Source organism: Candidatus Palauibacter sp. (genome assembly GCF_965261555.1).
In the GTDB taxonomy this organism is placed as follows: Bacteria; Gemmatimonadota; Gemmatimonadetes; order Palauibacterales; family Palauibacteraceae; genus Palauibacter.
In genome coordinates this window covers 3,096,964-3,112,311 of the sequence record NZ_OZ253465.1, presented here as the reverse complement: position 1 = coordinate 3,112,311, position 15,348 = coordinate 3,096,964, and the positions used below count along the sequence as shown (strand labels likewise).

The window sequence follows — 15,348 nt, the reverse complement described above, 5'->3', positions numbered from 1 at the left end:
ATCATGTGTCTCAGGTGTCCGATTTCAGGTGTCGGGCTTCGATGTCCAGCACTTTTCCGAGCCGGCGTCGATGCCTTGGTTCGGCCGAAAAATCCGCGGTCAGGAAGGCGTCCGCGATCGCGCGTGCGAGGGCGATCCCGATCACGCGCTCTCCCATGCAGAGGACGTTCATGTCGTCGTGATCGACCCCCTGCGCCGCCGAATACGTGTCGTGGCAGACGCCCGCCCGTACCCCCGGCACCTTGTTTGCGGCGATACAGACGCCGACGGCGGATCCGCAGATGACGATCCCCCGCTCCACGTCGCCGCGAGCCACCCGCTCGGCGACGGCGAAGGCGAAGTCGGGGTAGTCGACGGAGTCCGTCCCGTGCGTGCCGACATCGACGACTTCGTGGCCCGCATCGCGAAGCTCCGCGGCGAGAATATCCTTGTAGCCTACGCCCGCGTGATCCGCCCCGACCGCGAGCTTCACGCCGGTCGCTCCGCCGCGAGCGCCTCCAGGACCTGCGCGACGAGGGCCTCCGCGGTGAAGCCGAAGCGGGCGAAGTTGTCCGCCGCCGAAGCCGACTGTCCGAAGCGGTCGATCCCGATGACGGCGCCGTTCCGTCCCACCCATTCCGTCCACCCGAGGGTGGCCCCGGCCTCGATCGCGACCCTCGGGACACCGGGGGGAAGGACCTCTTCCCGGTAGGCCGGAGGCTGCGCGCGGAACAGTTCCCAGCTCGGAAACGAGACCACGCGCGCGGATACGCCGCGGGCCTCGAGGGCTTCCGCCGCTTCGACCGCCACCTGCAGTTCCGAACCGGTCCCGAGGAGCACGACCTGGAGAGGGCCCGGCTCCGGCCTGAGGACGTAGGCGCCGCGCCCCACCCCCTCGCGGGCGGCGCCGGCGGTGCGGGCGAGATGGGGAACCTTCTGGCGCGTGAGCACGAGAATCGTGGGCCCCGAGCCTCGCTCGATCGCCACGCGCCACGCCTGAACGGTCTCCGCCGGGTCCGCGGGGCGCAGCACGACGACGCCGGGCATCGCCCGGAAGGAGGCGAGGTGCTCGATCGGCTGGTGCGTCGGCCCGTCGGCCCCGAGGCCGATGGAGTCGTGCGTCATCACGTAGATGTTGGGCAGTCCCATCAGGGCGGCGAGCCGCATCGACGGCCGGGCGTAATCCGTGAACGTGAAGAAGGTGGCGATGTACGGTCGGATGCCGCCGTGGAGGACAAGTCCGTTCGCGATGGAAGCCATCGCGTGCTCGCGGATGCCCCACCGGAGGTTGCGGCCCTCGGGCGCGTCCCTGGAGAAGTTCGGCGAGTCGATCAACGTGTTGTTCGAGCCCGACAGGTCGGCGCTTCCGCCGATGAGTTCGGGGAGGCGGGGCGCGAGCGCGGCCAGAGTCCGGCCGGAGGCGGCCCTCGTGGCGATCGGATCGTCGTCGGGGCCGAAATCCGGCAGCTCCTCATCCCACGCCGCCGGCAGCTCCGACCGGATGCGGCGTTCGAGTTCCGCCGCAAGCTTCGGGTGCTCCGCGCGGTATCGCTCGAAGCGCTCTCTCCATTCCGAGGCGAGCGCTTCGCCGCGTGCGACCTGCCGACCCATGTGGCTCCGGACGGGGTCCGGCACGAGGAACGGCGGCTCGGTCGGCCAGCCGTACACGGCCTTCGTGAGCCGGACCTCCTCCTCGCCCAGTGGCGCGCCGTGCGCGGCGGCCGTGTCCTGCTTGTTGGGGGCGCCGTAGCCGATGTGCGAGCGGACGATGATCAGGGACGGGCGGTCCTCCACGCTCCGCGCGCCTTCGAGCGCCGCGTCGAGCGCCGCCAGGTCGTTCGCGTCCCCGACGGACTGCACGTGCCACCCCAAAGACTCGAATCGCCCGCGCACGTCCTCGGAAAAGGCGAGGTCGACGTCGCCATCGATCGTGATCCTGTTGTCGTCGTAAAGCCAGGCGAGCTTACCGAGTCCCAGGTGTCCGGCCAGCGAGGCGGCTTCGTAGGAGACGCCCTCCATGAGGTCGCCGTCGCTGCAGATGACGTACGTCCGGTGATCGACGATCGAGTGGCCCGGCCGATTGAACACCGCCGCGAGATGCGCTTCGGCGATCGCCATCCCCACGGAGTTCGCGACGCCCTGGCCCAGGGGACCGGTCGTCGTCTCGACGCCCGCGACGTGGCCGTACTCGGGGTGCCCCGCCGTGCAGCTCCCCGCTCGCCGGAAATTGCGGATCTCCTGCAGGGGCAGGTCGAACCCGGTGAGGTGGAGGACGGCGTACTGGAGGATCGCCGCGTGGCCGGCGGAGAGCACGAACCGGTCCCGGCCGAACCAGGCGGGGTCTCGCGGGCTGTACCGCATGTGGCGCATCCAGAGGGCGTATGCCACGGGGGCGAGCGCCATCGCGGTGCCGGGATGCCCGGAGCCGGCTCGCTGGACGGCGTCCATGGCGAGCGTGCGGATCGTGTCGATGGACTGGGATTCTACGAGAGGATCCGCGCTCGGAGCAGCGGACCCGAAAATGGCTTCGGCGGTCCTTGTCTCGTTCAATCGCCCCCTCGCGCGAGTTGAATCGCCCTTGACTGGCCCAACGCCGGGAAGCCGGAGGCCGCGCGAGACAACTCGTGCTGGGCGGGCCGCTTCGGCGGAGCGAACATAAGGGTTCGAGGCGCCGCCGGAAAAGGCTCCGTCGCGAAGCGCGCGAGGGCTGGTGGCGATGGCCCGCCAGCGGCGGATACGTTGCCCCTCGTGAGCGATCAGACGTTCTTTGCCGACGGTCTTGCGGGCCTGGCAGCCGGCGCGCGGGCCGAGCTCGCGAGCGACGAGGCGGGCCATCTCCGTGCCGCCCGGATCCGCCCCGGCCGTCGTCTCGAGGTCATCGACGGCGCCGGACGCCGCTGGGAGGCGGAACTCGTTACACTGGACCGGCGGGGCGCAAGCTGCCGGCTGCTCGCTCCGCGCCCACCGGTACCCGCACTCCCGCTTCACCTCTGGGCTCCCGTGGCGAATCGCGATCGCTCCCTGTGGCTCGTGGAGAAGGTTGTGGAACTCGGTGCCGCCACGATCACCTGGATCGAGTGGGAGCGGTCGCGCTCCGTGGCCGATGCCGGTCGCGCCGAGGGCTTTCTGCGGCGGGCGGAGGGCCGCGCCAGGGCCGCGCTGAAGCAATCGGGCCGAGGTTGGCTCCCTCGGCTGGAGGGCCCCGTGAAACCGGAGGAGGCCCTGGGGCGCCATGCGGGGGACGGGTGGCTCGCGGACGCGGAGGGGCGGCAACGGCTCGGTGACGCCATCGCCCGCGGCCCGGAGGGAGGACGTGCCGGGCGCCCGCTGACCGTCGCGGTCGGGCCGGAGGGCGGCCTGACGGGTCCGGAGCGGCGTCGCTGCCTGGAAGCGGGTTTCAGGCTCGTTTCCCTGAGCCCGGCGACACTGAGGTTCGAAACGGCGGCGGTGGTCGTCGTCGCGGCGGCCGCGGCCCTGCTGGCGGACGGCGAAAACGAGGCGGACGACGAGAGGTCGACATGACGGACTGCGTGTTCTGCGGCATTGCTTCGGGGGCGATCGCGGCCGACGTGGTTGCCGAGACGAGCGACTGGATGGCGTTCCGGGATCTCGAACCCCAGGCGCCGGTGCACGTGCTCGTCATTCCGCGGGCGCACGTGTCGAGCCTCTCGGCTCTGTCGGACGGGCCGCTCGGAACGGAACTCCTTCTCGCGTGCGCAGCCGTCGCCGACTCGGAGGGGCTGGAGGACGGGTACCGCGTCGTCACGAATGTCGGCGAAGACGGCGGCCAGGCCGTGCCTCACCTGCACTTCCATGTGCTGGGTGCCCGCCGCATGGGTTGGCCGCCGGGGTAATCGCCGTGGATCACGCGCTCCGGGTCATCGAGTTCGACCGTGTGCTGGCGGCCATCGGCGAACGCGCCGTGTCGGAAGCCGGCCGCGCCGCCGTACACGGACTCCGGCCGCTTGCGGACGCGGCTTCCGCGGTCCGCTCGCTCGCGGCGGTGCACGAGCTTCGGGAGCTCATCGAGAGCGGAGATGGTTGGGCGCTGGACACGATCGCGCCGCTGGACGGAGCCCTCCGGCGGCTCGCGATCGAAGACGCAGCGCTGGAGCCGCCTCAATTGCTCGCATGCGCGCAGGTCATGGCCGTCGCACGCGCCGTGCGGCGACTGGACGCGCGTCTCGATCCCGATGGCCTCCCGGCGGAGCATGTGAGCCGGTTATGGGGGGAGGCGGCCCTCGAGAAACGGATTGCGCGCACCTTCGATGCGACGGGCGCGGTCGCGGATGGGGCCTCCCCGGAACTTGGGCGCATCCGTCGCGCGCTCGCGACGCGGCGCGGCCGGCTCGTCGACGAGCTTACGCGGTACGCCCGCGAGCTGCCGGAACGCGTTCGCGTGCCCGACGCCTCGGTCACCGTCCGAAACGGCCGCTACTGCATCCCGGTACGCCGCGAGGGGAAGGGAGTCGCGGGCGGTCTCGTGCACGACGCTTCCGCCAGCCGCCGGACCCTGTTCGTCGAGCCATCCCGCGCGATCGAGGCGATGAACGAGATCCGTGAGCTGGAACTCCGCGAGGCCCGCGAGGTGGACCGGATCCTGCGCGACCTTTCCTCTGCCGTGCGCGCCCGCGCGTCGGAACTCGCCGTCTCGTACACCGCCCTCGTGGAACTGGATTCGCTTCGCGCCCGCGCGCTCTTTGCGGGCGAGATGGACGCATTGCCCCCGGCCTTCAGCGAGAGGGCTTCGGAGGGGATCCGCATCCGCGGCGCGCGTCATCCTCTCCTCGTGCTCGATGCCGGCGGAGCGGTCCCGTTCGACCTCGATCTCTCGGCGGGAGAGCGCGTCCTCCTCGTTTCGGGTCCGAACGCGGGGGGGAAGACGGTGTTTCTCAAGACGCTCGGCCTGCTGTCGGCGCTCTCGCAGAGCGGGATCCTGCCGCCGCTCGGCGACGAGAGCCGGATTCCGTTCTTCCGTCGCTTCTTCGCGGTCATCGGAGACGAACAGTCGATCGAGGCTTCGCTCTCCACCTTCGGTGCGCAGGCGCGCAACCTGGCCGAGATCCTGCACGAGGCCGGCGACCGGGACATCGTCCTCTTCGACGAGATCGGCAGCGCCACGGACCCGGCCGAGGGGGGCGCGCTTGCGGCGGCATCGTTGCGGCGGCTGGCTCGACAGGCACGTCTCACGGTCGCCACGACGCACCTCGGCGACCTCAAGCGCCTCGGCGACGAGAAGGCCGCTGCCGTGAACGCCTCGCTGGAATTCGATGGAACACGGCTCGAGCCGACGTATCGTCTCGTAAGGGACCGGCCCGGCCGCAGTTACGCGCTCGTGATCGCGGCGCGGCTGGGCGTCCCCGACGACGTGCTCGCCGATGCGCGCGACCGGCTCGGACCCGAGCACGTGTCGCTGGACACGCTCCTCGCCCGGCTCGAGACCGAACGCAGCGAGGTCGAGGACCTTCGGACCCGACTTGAGCGCCGGGCCGGAGAGACGGCCGACCGCGAACGCGATCTCGCGTCCCGGGAGACCGCCCTGGCCGATTCGGAGCGCGCCGCCGCTCGCAGACGGGAGGCAGAGCGGCTTTCGGTGTTGCGCGAGGCGCGAAAACAGGTGGAGGCCGCGATCTCACGCCTCGAGTCCGAATTCGACACGGGGGATGAGGCGCGCCGCCGGGAGGCGAAGCGGGCCGCGCGGGGGAAGGTGGAGCGGGCGCTCCGGACATCTTCCCGCGCTCTTCGTGCCCTGGGCGAGTCCGCGCCTTCATCGGTGGCGCGAGCGGTGCGCGTCGGCGATTCCGTGCGGTGGAACGCGTCCGACCGGCCGGCGCGCCTCGTCGAAATCCGGCAGGATCGCGGCGTCATCGAGGTCGGCGAACTGCGGCTGACGGTACCGCTGCGGGACCTGACTCCCCATTCTGCAGCGGAGCCGCGTTCGTCCGGACAGGCCGGGGTCCTCGAAGCCGCCGGACCCGCGCAGCGCCAACCGGATTTCAAAGTCGCCACGGAGGTCGACCTGAGGGGCCTGCGCGTCGACGAGGTCGAGGGAATGCTCAACCCGGCCGTCGATGCGGCGGTGGTCGGCGACCTCCCGTGGCTAAAAATCATTCATGGAAAGGGAACGGGCGCGCTGAGGGAGCGGGTGGGGCAACTGCTCGCCGGGGATCCGCGGATCCGGGTCCTCAGGGCCGGCGAATCGAACGAAGGGGGAACAGGCGTCACAGTCGTGGAATTCGAGTGAGCGTGACTTGCGGGCGGTGCGCGGGATGATGGGCCACGCGGATCCAGGCTTCGGGGTGGGATCGTGGTGAGCGACAGCCTCGTAGAGGACATCCGTGCACGGGCGGACATCCTCGAGATCGTGGGAGAGTACGTCCAGCTTCGACGATCGGGGAAGAGCTATCGCGGACCCTGCCCGCTGCACGGCGGAGACGGTCCGAACTTCGCCGTCGACCCGCAGCGCCAGATCTTCAAGTGCTTCGTCTGCGGGGAGGGCGGGGACGTCTTCGGCTTCATCATGAAGCACCTCGGGTTCGACTTTCCGGAGGCGGTGCGCTACGTGGGCGCGAGAGTCGGGATAGAGGTTCCCGACCGGGAGGAGCGACGCGAGGATCCGTATGCGCCGCTTCGCGGAGTGCTCGCCTTCGCGGCCGAGTGGTTCCGGGACCGGCTGCGCGAACCGGCCGGCGCCGGCGCACGCGACTATCTCCAGGGGCGCGGACTTTCGCTGGAGGAGGCGCTCGACTTCGGGCTGGGCTACGCAGACGACGAATGGCGTGCGCTCCGCACCGCCGCGGCCCGGCACGGGATCGAGGAGCGGGCGCTGCTCGAGCTCGGGCTTCTGGCGACGAGCGAGAGGGCAGAAGAGCCGTACGACCGTTTTCGCGGGCGTCTCATGTTCACGATCCATGATCTGCGCGACCGCCCGATCGGCTTCGGTGGCCGCATCCTCGATGCCGCCTCCGATGCGCCCAAATACATCAACTCGCCCGAATCGCCCGTTTTCCACAAGGGGAAAGAGCTGTACGGACTCAACCGGGCGCGGCACGCCATGCGACGCGAGGGCCACGCCGCGATCGCGGAAGGGTTTACCGACGTCATCGCGCTGCACCGGGCCGGCCTCGGCTTTGCGGTCGCCGGGCTGGGGACATCCTTCACGGCGGACCAGGCGCGCCGCATCGGCCGATACACGAAACGGGCCTACCTGCTCTACGACAGCGATCTCGCCGGGCTGCGCGCGACGTTCAGGACCGGGGACATCCTGTTGGCCGCCGGGGTCCACCCGATGGTCGTGTCGCTCCCGTCCGGGGAAGATCCCGACTCCCTCATCCGCCGGGACGGTCCGTCCGCCATCCGGCAGCTCCTGGACGATGCCGTGGATCTTCTCGAGCGCAAGCTCCAGATCCTTCGCCGCGAGGGATACCTGGATCGGGTGGAGGGGCGGCGCCGCGCGGTGGACGGCCTGCTCAGCACCCTGAGGGCGGTCTCCGATCCGGCGCTCCGCGACATCTACGTGGACCGGGCGGTGGAAGGACTGGGGATACGGCGCGAGACGCTCGTGGACGAGATCGCGCGCCTCGAGAGTTCCCGACCTCGACGCCGTTCCCCGTCCGCCGAACCGGGACGCGCCCCTCGTAGACCATCTCCCGCCTCGCGCACGGAGCACGATTTTCTTCTCCTGCTCGTTCGTGACCCGACGCTCACGCGGCAGGCCGTGCGCGTCGGGCTCGCACCCGATCACATGTCCGACCCGGGGTCGCGCGAGCTGTTCGAGATCCTGGCGGCGGCATCGGACGAGGGGGTCGATTCTCCGGACTGGGCGTCCGCCTCCGCCGCCGCCGGGGAGCTGGCGAAGGGGCTGCGAGAGTCCGATCGGGAGCTCCCGGACGCCGCCCGGGTCTTCGACGCCGTGGTGCGTCGCCTCCTCTACCGGCGGCATCGTGAACGGATCGAGGAGATCGGCCGCGCGATCGAGCTTGCGGAGCCGGAGCAGCAACGTCGATTGTTGGATGAGAAACAGGAACTCGTGCGCGAACTTCGTGCCGCGGGCGAGTCGGGAGCGTTCATGCCGGCCGCCGAAGCGGGGCGGACTACGGCCACGCAGCGATGACAGCCGGGGAGAGTATGCAAGGGAGCGATATCGTCGAGGAGTTACTCACCCTTCAGGAAATCGATCACAGGATCCTGAAGATAGAAGATGAACTCGAGAGTCTCGGCGGGGAGGTGGCCGGACTCCAGGAAACCGTGGAGACGCTGGAGGCTCAGGTCACGCGGATCCGGGCGGAGGTGGAGGAGGCGGAAGGGCGCGTGAGGCAGTTCCATCGGGCCGTGGAAGCGGGCAGAGCGACGCTCAAACGTCTGGAGGCGCGCTCCGTCGCAGTTGCGAACATGCAGCAGCATCTCGCGGTTCGGAGCGAAACGGACACGGCGCGGCGCAACCTGCGTGCGGCGGAAGATGACCAGCTCGACGCGATGCAGGATGTGGAGACCGCGCGCGGGGCGTTGAAGGCCGCGGAAGCAGAGCTGAGGGAGGCGACGGCACAGCTGGCGGAGCGGAGCACCGCCGTGGAAGGGCTGCGGGCGACGCTCGAGGGGGATCTCCAGCACTGCGGCGTGAATCGGAGGACGCAGGAGAGCCGGCTGGACCGCCGGGCGCTGCAGTTGTACCGCACGGCGGGCGGAGGTGGGCGCCAGACCGCGCTCGCCGAACTCACCGTCGATGGGGTATGCGGCCGCTGCTATACGGCGATACCGAAGCAGCAACAGACTGAAATCCGGGCGCGGCGGCATCTGGCCATCTGCGAGGGTTGCGGGATCATCCTCTACCCGGGGTCTCTCGCCTGACGCGGAGGCTTCGCATCATCGCGGGGGAGCTGGGCGGCCGCTTCATCGAGGCCCCCCGTGGACGGCGCACCCGTCCGACGGCGGAGCGGGTGCGGGAGGCCTGGTTTTCCGCGCTCGCGGGGGATGTCGACGGCGCCAGGGTCGCCGATCTCTACGCCGGTTCCGGAGCGCTGGGCATCGAAGCGCTGTCGCGAGGTGCGGCGCACGTCCATTTTGTCGAGTCGGATCGTCGGGCGGTTGCGCTGCTGCGCCGCAACGTCGCAATGCTCGATCTCGAGGACCGATCGCGGGTGGTGCGCGACGATGCCATCGCCTGGGTCGACGGTCTGAACGAACCGGATGACGTGGCCGGTTCGGGCGCGCCCCTCGATCTGGTCTTCGCGGATCCACCGTACGCGTCCGCCGCCGGCGCGCAGCTCGTCGAGCGCTTCCGGGCCCGTCCGTTCGCGTCACAACTGTGGGTCGAGCACCACCCGGACGCCGAGTGGGCAACGGCGGCCGACTGGACGAGGGAATACGGTGAGACCTGCGTCAGCCGGTTCCGGGCTCCGGCCGACGCGTCAACCCGAACACTCTGACGGGGAACTCGATGAACAACACCGTCGCCGTGTACCCCGGGTCCTTCGACCCGTTGACGGTCGGACACGAGGACATCGTACGCAGGAGCCTGGGGATCGTGGACCGGCTGATCGTCGCCGTGGCGGAGACGGCCACGCAGGCAAAATCAGGGCTGTTCGGGATCGAGGATCGCGTCGATCTGATCCGCGAAGTGTTTGCGGACGAACCGAGGGTCGAGGCGACGTCGTTCTCCGGCCTGCTCGTGGACTTCGCCCGCTCCCGCGAGGCCCGCATCATCGTCCGCGGGCTGCGTGCCGTGAGCGACTTCGAGTACGAGTTTCAGATGGCGCTCATGAACCGCTCGCTCTGGCCCGAAGTCGAGGTCCTCTTCATGGCGCCCGCCACGCGTCACACCTTCCTGAGTTCGTCGCTTGTGCGCGAAGTCGGACGTCTCGGCGGAGATGTGACGGACTTCGTGAGCCCGATCGTGAAGGCCCGCATGGACCGCGCGTTCGACGGCTAGGTGACGTCTCACGCGACCCGACCCGGCTTCATCGGCCGGCTGAGGACACGGGCCGCCGCCCTCGAGCGGCGGATCGGCTTTCCGGAGGCGGACGAAGCCCGCACCGCGCGGGCGATTCGCCGGTTGCGGGAGGAAGAGTGGGTACGCCCCGTCGAGATCCGCGCCGGCGGGGATGGCCTCGCGAACGCCGCGCAGCGGCTCGCGGCGGGGGAACTGGACGGAGTTGTGGCGGGGGCCGCGCACGCGACGGCGGACGTCATCCGGGCCGGTCTGCGGGTCGTCGGTCTCGCCGATGGCGTGGAGACGGTTTCGGCCGCCTTCCACATGGTTTTTCCCGCTCCCGGCGAGCGGGTGCTCACGCTTACGGACGCCGCGGTCGTCCCGGCGCCGACCCCGGCCCAGATGGCGGAAAGTGCTTCGGCGGCCTGCCACGCGCACCGAGCCGTGGCGGGAGAAGAACCGGTCGTTGCGTTTCTCTCGTATTCGACCCTCGGCTCGGCTGCGGGGCCGGCGGTCGAACATGTGCGGGAGGCGCTGGACATCTTCCGCCGCCTTCGCCCCGAAGTCGCGGCCGACGGTGAACTGCAGGCCGATGCGGCGCTCGTGCCGGACGTCGCGGCGCTGAAGGCTCCCGGATCTCCGGTGGCCGGGCGCGCGAACCTGCTCGTCTTTCCCGGCCTCGACGCCGCGAACATCGCGTACAAGCTGCTCGAGCGACTCGCCGGGGCACGCGCGCTGGGGCCGATCCTCCAGGGCCTGCGGCGACCGCTGAACGACCTCTCCCGCGGCGCCTCGGTCTCCGATATCGTGGATGTCGCTTGCATCACGGCCCTCATGTCACCCGGGAGCGAAGGATGACGTTTTCGATCGAAACGGCGGGAGCCATTACCCTCGTCGCCGTGGGCGGACAGCTCACGATCAACAACCGCGGCGAATTCAAGGAGCGCGTGCTTGCGCGCCTGGCGGATGGGGACGCCGACTTCGTCATCGATTTCACCGAGGCCGACTACATCGACTCCTCCGGGCTCGGGGTACTCGTCAGTCTCTCCAAGCACATCCGAGACACGGGCGGCCGCCTGACGCTGGCGGGGCTGAACGAGGATCTTCAGCGGCTCTTCGCCCTGACCAGGCTGGACTCGCTGTTCGAGATCGCCGAATCCCGGGCAGCGGCGCTCGGCGAGTCCTGATCGGAGCCGCAGCTCCGGAATGAAGGACGGAGACTCGGCCCGCATCCTGGTCCTCTCCAGCCGGCCGGACATCCTCCGGGCCGTCGCGGACGCCGCCGCCGAGATCGATCCGCCTCCCGAAGTGAGAGGGCTCTTCGGGCGCCCTCTGACGGTGCTCCCGACGGATCTCATCCTGGTCGACATCGCCGAGCCGCGCGCGACGATGCCTTACCTGCACCGGCGCTTCGGCGCTGCCTCGGCTCTCGTGGCGCTCGTCGATGGTGCATGGGTCGACCGTCTGGGTTCGGCGCTGGCCGAAGACTGGACCGACTACCTCTTCTATCCACTCAACGCGGCCGAACTCGGGCTCGTGTGGCAGAAACACACCTCGCCCGCGGAAGCGCCCGAGCTGAACCTGGACGTCGATGAGTCGGGGCGCATACGCGTCGTGTTTCCCTCGAACGTGCGCTACCAGCGCGCGGTGGTGGAGCGGGTCGTCGTGGCATGCCGACACCTCGCCGATCTGGATGGCGAGACGGCGTTCCGACTCCGGGTCGCGCTCGGCGAGGCCGTGGCGAACGCGATCCTCTGGGGGGGCGGCGACCGTCCCGGCGCCGTCGTGCGGGTTACCGCGAAAGCACACACGGAAGGGCTGCGCGTGAAGGTCTCGGACGAGGGGAGCGGTTTCGATCCCGATGCCGTGCCGGATCCCGTATCGGAGGAGGGCATCGGGCGGCCGCGGGGGCGCGGCCTCTTTCTTCTGAGGCAGCTCGCCGATGGCGTGACGTTCAACGAGACCGGCAACAGGGTCACGCTCTCGTTCCGGGGCGCGCCGGATCCCCTTGTGAGGATCGAACCTCTCCTGAGGCGTTTCGCCGAGGTCACCGGTCTCAGATTTCGCCTCGACCGGCGGTTCGAGGATGGCTCGCAGGTGCTGTTCGACAGCTGGGAGAATGACGAGGAGTCGAACGGCCCGCGGGAGGTTCGGGAGACGTGGCCGCTGGGTGATGCGGGACGGCTGCGGCTCGTCCACGAGCCGGCGAGCAGCGGCGATGCCGCCGCCACACTGCTCGCGGGCTGGATCGGCGCCGTGGCCGAGGGCGAACATTCGCGGGAGCGGCTCCTCGCACGACGGTTGCGCCGGGAGCGCGTGCTGGCCGAACTGGAAATCGCACGGGATCTGCAACTGAAACTTCTGCCGCCCCCCGAGGATTTTCGCGATCTTGGACGGATAGCGGCCCGCTGCGATCCCGCGCTCTCCCTGGGCGGCGATTTCTACTACCTCGTCCGGCTCGCGGACGGTTGTCTGGGAGTCATGCTCGGCGACGTGAGTTCACACGGTCCCTCCGCCGCGCTCATCATGGCCCGCACGCTGAGTGCCGTGGTCCTGGCGACGGGCGTGGAGACCGAGCCCGCGGCCGTCCTGGACGCCATGCACGGGCAGCTCCGGGCGGCGCTCGACGCGACCGAGATGTACATGACGCTCGTCTACGGAGTCATCGATCCCGAGCGTGGAGAACTGCGCTACGCGAACGCGGGCCACCCGTATGCGTACCTGCTCGGATCGGACGGGACACGCCGTCTCGCCGCGCTGGATCCCCCGGTCGGCGTGGCCACGGTCCGGTCGTACCGGCAGGCACGGGTTCCGTCGGCCGGGGAAACGCTGCTGGCGTTCACCGATGGCCTCGCCGAGCTCAGCGATCCTCTCGAGACGCCGGATGCCCGGGTGCGGAGGTGTATCGACCGCGGAGACTTCGATCCCGAGCTCCTCGTGGCGGCCCTCTTCGCGGACAGCGATGACGAGATGAGGCTGGACGATCGGACGGCCGTCGCGGCTTCCCTGTGAGCGCCGGGAAGGCCGAAGGCACCCGGCCGAAGCGCGCGCTCGGCCAGAACTTCCTGGTCGACCCGAACATCCAGCGCAAGATCGTGCGGGAGCTCGACCCGCGGTCCGCGGATGTCGTGCTCGAGGTTGGACCGGGGCACGGAGAGCTCAGCCAATACCTGGTCGGCCGTTGCCGTCGCCTCATCCTCGTCGAGAAGGATCGCGACCTTGCCCGGGGGCTCCGCGCCCGCTGGGGGGACCGGCCGGACGTGGACGTCGTGGAAGGCGACGCGCTTCGCATCGGACTCTCGGAGTTCGTGCGGGATGCCGCCGCAGTTCGCGTGGTGTCGAATGTCCCCTACAACATCACGTCGCCTCTCGTCTTCACCTTTCTCGAACTCGAGCCGCCGGCCGGCTGTATCGTGCTCACGGTGCAGAGAGAGGTGGCGGAACGCATCGTCGCGCCGCCGGGCATCAAGGCGTACGGCGCGCTCTCCGTGGGGGTACAGGCCATCGCCGTCGCCTCGCTTGCCTTCCGGGTGGGCCGCCAGGCGTTCCGTCCCGTCCCCGCGGTCGATTCGGCGGTGGTTCGCCTGGAACCGCGGCCGGACGCCGCCGACGTGGACCGCGTGGCCCTCAGGACGCTGACGCGCGCGTGTTTCAACCGCCGCCGGAAGCAACTGCAGAAGACGCTGCGCACGGCTCCGGAGCTTAGTTTCGCCGGAGATGTGGACGCGGTATTGGGGCGACTCTCGATCGATCCCGCAGTGCGACCCGAGATGCTGGATCCTCCGACCTTCGTGCGCCTGGCGGCGGCGCTTCGGGCCGGAAAGGAAGGGGGCGCGTCGCGTTGAGTTGAGCACGGGCCGGCCCTATCTTGGTTTGTGAAACCTTTCACAAGGGCGGGCATGAGCGGCAGAATTTCCGATTCGACGGTTCGGCGCCTCTCCCTGTATCTCCGCATGTTGCGCGACCTCGAGCGAGCCGGCGTCGAGTTCGTCTCCAGTTCGCAGCTTGCCGAACCTTCAGGGGCCACCGCGGCCCAGGTCCGGAAAGATCTGAGCCACTTCGGCTCGTTCGGGAAACGCGGGCGCGGATACTCGGTCGACGGGCTCGTCCGGGCGCTGGAGGAAATCCTCGGGCTCTCGCGTAGTTGGCGGCTCGCGCTGGTGGGTGTCGGCAAGATCGGGTCCGCGCTGCTTGGGTACGGCGGGCTTGCGGCGCGCGGCTTCGATGTCGTCGCGGCCTTCGATGTCGACGAGGCGAAGATCGGGACACGGGCGCACGGGCTCAGGATTCGTCCCATGAGGGAACTCCGGCCGGTCATCGCGGAGCGCGGAGCGGAGATCGGCGTCGTCGCGACCCCCACGGAGGTGGCCGCCGAGGTCGCTGCGGAACTCGAGCGTGCGGGGGTGGGCGCGATCCTCAACTTCGCGCCGATCGAACTCTCCGAGGTTAACGGCGTGCCGATCCGGACCGTGGACATCGTGCTCGAACTGGAAGGCCTGAGCTACCTGATGTCCGAGGCGGGTCGGCGTACCGGGAGCGATGCGTGACGGGCATGCACTTCGCGCCCGACGGGGTGCTGGTGCGCAAGGCGCTGCGCCGCCTCGAGGATGGTCCCCGCTCGTCCGTGGAACTCGCCGCCGAGGTGCTCGGAATGCACGGGTGTCCGCCGACGATGGCCGGGCGGCTCGTCGCACAGTTGCTCGAGGGGATTCCCGAGGTCGCCCGCGACGGGGAGGACGGCGATGCCTGGCGGCTGGCCGGGGGAAGCCGGCGGACCCGCAGGGCGGCGGCCAGGGGGCTGCGCGACCTCCGATACGCGGTCGTGGACGTCGAGACCAACGGCGGTGTCGCGGGGGGGAACGGCCGGGTCGTGGAGATCGCGATCGTGGACGTGGATCGTGGCGCCATCGGCGGATGCTATTCGACGCTCGTGGATGCCGGCGTGGCGATTCCGCCGTGGATCACGCGCCTCACCGGCATCCGCACGGAGATGACGCACGGGGCACCGAGGTTCTCCCAGATCTGCGATCCGGTGCGCGAGCACCTGCGCGGCCGGGTTTTCGTTGCACATAACGCGGCGTACGATTGGGGTTTCGTGCGGGCCGAGATGCGGCGGGCAGGGGCCGGCCTGCCGCGCGGACCTCGGCTGTGCACGGTTCACATGGCGCGCCGGCTGCTGCCGGGACTCGAGCGTCGAGGCCTGGACTCGGTCGCCGACTACTACGGGATCGAGATCCGCGAACGGCACCGCGCGCGGGGCGACGCGGTCGCTACGGCCCGGATCCTCGTCCGCATGCTCGAGGACGCGGAACGACGGGGCTGGACGACGTGGCCCGCGCTCCGAAAGGCTCTCGGGCCGGTTCCGCGACGCGAGCGCGACAAACGGCGGGATCGGCCTTCCGAACGGGTTGAAAAACACGAACGACGGCATGAGTGATGGA

General features: G+C 69.9%; 15 protein-coding genes. 13 read left to right on the top strand and 2 right to left on the bottom strand.

Translation table 11 applies throughout. The features are described from left to right. Window positions 1-10: 10 nt before the first annotated feature. Together rpiB and tkt are read right to left on the bottom strand one after the other, a co-directional pair. Window positions 11-472, bottom strand: a complete 462-nt coding sequence (gene rpiB / locus ACQY5G_RS13605) for a ribose 5-phosphate isomerase B (protein ID WP_428274812.1) — start codon at window positions 470-472, stop codon at window positions 11-13. Beyond that, the gene (gene tkt / locus ACQY5G_RS13600; protein WP_428274810.1) at window positions 469-2,529 is read right to left on the bottom strand and encodes a transketolase; all 2,061 of its coding nucleotides are present in this window, start codon (window positions 2,527-2,529) and stop codon (window positions 469-471) included. The genes rpiB and tkt overlap by 4 nt, the downstream gene beginning before the upstream one ends. 198 nt (window positions 2,530-2,727) lie before the next feature. On the opposite strand from tkt, the gene ACQY5G_RS13595 reads away from it, so the two are divergent. From ACQY5G_RS13595 to ACQY5G_RS13535, 13 genes are all read left to right on the top strand, one after another. Next, window positions 2,728-3,501, top strand: coding sequence for an RsmE family RNA methyltransferase (locus tag ACQY5G_RS13595; protein WP_428274808.1), 774 nt, complete (start codon window positions 2,728-2,730; stop codon window positions 3,499-3,501). After that, a complete protein-coding gene (locus ACQY5G_RS13590; RefSeq protein WP_428274806.1) occupies window positions 3,498-3,833 on the top strand; it encodes an HIT domain-containing protein in 336 nt (111 codons plus the stop codon). The genes ACQY5G_RS13595 and ACQY5G_RS13590 overlap by 4 nt, the downstream gene beginning before the upstream one ends. Before the next feature lie 5 nt (window positions 3,834-3,838). Next, window positions 3,839-6,223, top strand: coding sequence for an endonuclease MutS2 (locus tag ACQY5G_RS13585; RefSeq protein WP_428274804.1), 2,385 nt, complete (start codon window positions 3,839-3,841; stop codon window positions 6,221-6,223). A gap of 66 nt (window positions 6,224-6,289) precedes the next feature. Next, window positions 6,290-8,092: a DNA primase gene (gene dnaG, locus ACQY5G_RS13580; RefSeq protein WP_428274802.1), complete on the top strand. Its 1,803-nt coding sequence runs from the start codon at window positions 6,290-6,292 to the stop codon at window positions 8,090-8,092. Window positions 8,093-8,106: 14 nt separating this feature from the next. Next, the gene (locus ACQY5G_RS13575; RefSeq protein WP_428274800.1) at window positions 8,107-8,826 is read left to right on the top strand and encodes a zinc ribbon domain-containing protein; all 720 of its coding nucleotides are present in this window, start codon (window positions 8,107-8,109) and stop codon (window positions 8,824-8,826) included. Further along, window positions 8,790-9,404 carry a 16S rRNA (guanine(966)-N(2))-methyltransferase RsmD gene (rsmD, locus tag ACQY5G_RS13570; protein WP_428274798.1) on the top strand — a complete coding sequence of 205 codons (615 nt, stop codon included), beginning with the start codon at window positions 8,790-8,792 and terminating at the stop codon, window positions 9,402-9,404. The genes ACQY5G_RS13575 and rsmD overlap by 37 nt, the downstream gene beginning before the upstream one ends. 11 nt (window positions 9,405-9,415) lie before the next feature. Then, window positions 9,416-9,907 (top strand): pantetheine-phosphate adenylyltransferase, encoded by a 492-nt coding sequence (gene coaD, locus ACQY5G_RS13565; RefSeq protein ID WP_428274796.1) that lies wholly within the window; start codon window positions 9,416-9,418, stop codon window positions 9,905-9,907. After that, window positions 9,908-10,765, top strand: coding sequence for a phosphate acyltransferase (locus ACQY5G_RS13560; RefSeq protein ID WP_428274794.1), 858 nt, complete (start codon window positions 9,908-9,910; stop codon window positions 10,763-10,765). After that, window positions 10,762-11,094, top strand: a complete 333-nt coding sequence (locus ACQY5G_RS13555; protein WP_420616868.1) for an STAS domain-containing protein — start codon at window positions 10,762-10,764, stop codon at window positions 11,092-11,094. Before ACQY5G_RS13560 ends, ACQY5G_RS13555 begins: the two co-directional genes overlap by 4 nt. A gap of 19 nt (window positions 11,095-11,113) precedes the next feature. After that, entirely contained in the window at window positions 11,114-12,919 is a 1,806-nt protein-coding gene (locus ACQY5G_RS13550; protein WP_428274792.1) for a PP2C family protein-serine/threonine phosphatase, read from the top strand. Next, window positions 12,916-13,752 carry a 16S rRNA (adenine(1518)-N(6)/adenine(1519)-N(6))-dimethyltransferase RsmA gene (gene rsmA, locus ACQY5G_RS13545; protein ID WP_428274790.1) on the top strand — a complete coding sequence of 279 codons (837 nt, stop codon included), beginning with the start codon at window positions 12,916-12,918 and terminating at the stop codon, window positions 13,750-13,752. Before ACQY5G_RS13550 ends, rsmA begins: the two co-directional genes overlap by 4 nt. 54 nt (window positions 13,753-13,806) lie before the next feature. Continuing rightward, window positions 13,807-14,454: a redox-sensing transcriptional repressor Rex gene (locus tag ACQY5G_RS13540; protein ID WP_428274788.1), complete on the top strand. Its 648-nt coding sequence runs from the start codon at window positions 13,807-13,809 to the stop codon at window positions 14,452-14,454. Window positions 14,455-14,459: 5 nt separating this feature from the next. Beyond that, window positions 14,460-15,344: a 3'-5' exonuclease gene (locus tag ACQY5G_RS13535; protein WP_428278703.1), complete on the top strand. Its 885-nt coding sequence runs from the start codon at window positions 14,460-14,462 to the stop codon at window positions 15,342-15,344. Window positions 15,345-15,348: the final 4 nt, after the last annotated feature.

Excerpts from the sequence above, each read along its gene's own strand:
- ACQY5G_RS13590 (WP_428274806.1), top strand. The coding sequence starts at position 3,498 with ATGACGGACTGCGTGTTCTGCGGCATTGCTTCGGGGGCGATCGCGGCC.
- ACQY5G_RS13575 (WP_428274800.1), top strand. The coding sequence starts at position 8,107 with ATGCAAGGGAGCGATATCGTCGAGGAGTTACTCACCCTTCAGGAAATC.
- coaD (WP_428274796.1), top strand. The coding sequence starts at position 9,416 with ATGAACAACACCGTCGCCGTGTACCCCGGGTCCTTCGACCCGTTGACG.
- ACQY5G_RS13555 (WP_420616868.1), top strand. The coding sequence starts at position 10,762 with ATGACGTTTTCGATCGAAACGGCGGGAGCCATTACCCTCGTCGCCGTG.
- ACQY5G_RS13550 (WP_428274792.1), top strand. The coding sequence starts at position 11,114 with ATGAAGGACGGAGACTCGGCCCGCATCCTGGTCCTCTCCAGCCGGCCG.
- ACQY5G_RS13540 (WP_428274788.1), top strand. The coding sequence starts at position 13,807 with ATGAGCGGCAGAATTTCCGATTCGACGGTTCGGCGCCTCTCCCTGTAT.
- ACQY5G_RS13535 (WP_428278703.1), top strand. The coding sequence starts at position 14,460 with ATGCACTTCGCGCCCGACGGGGTGCTGGTGCGCAAGGCGCTGCGCCGC.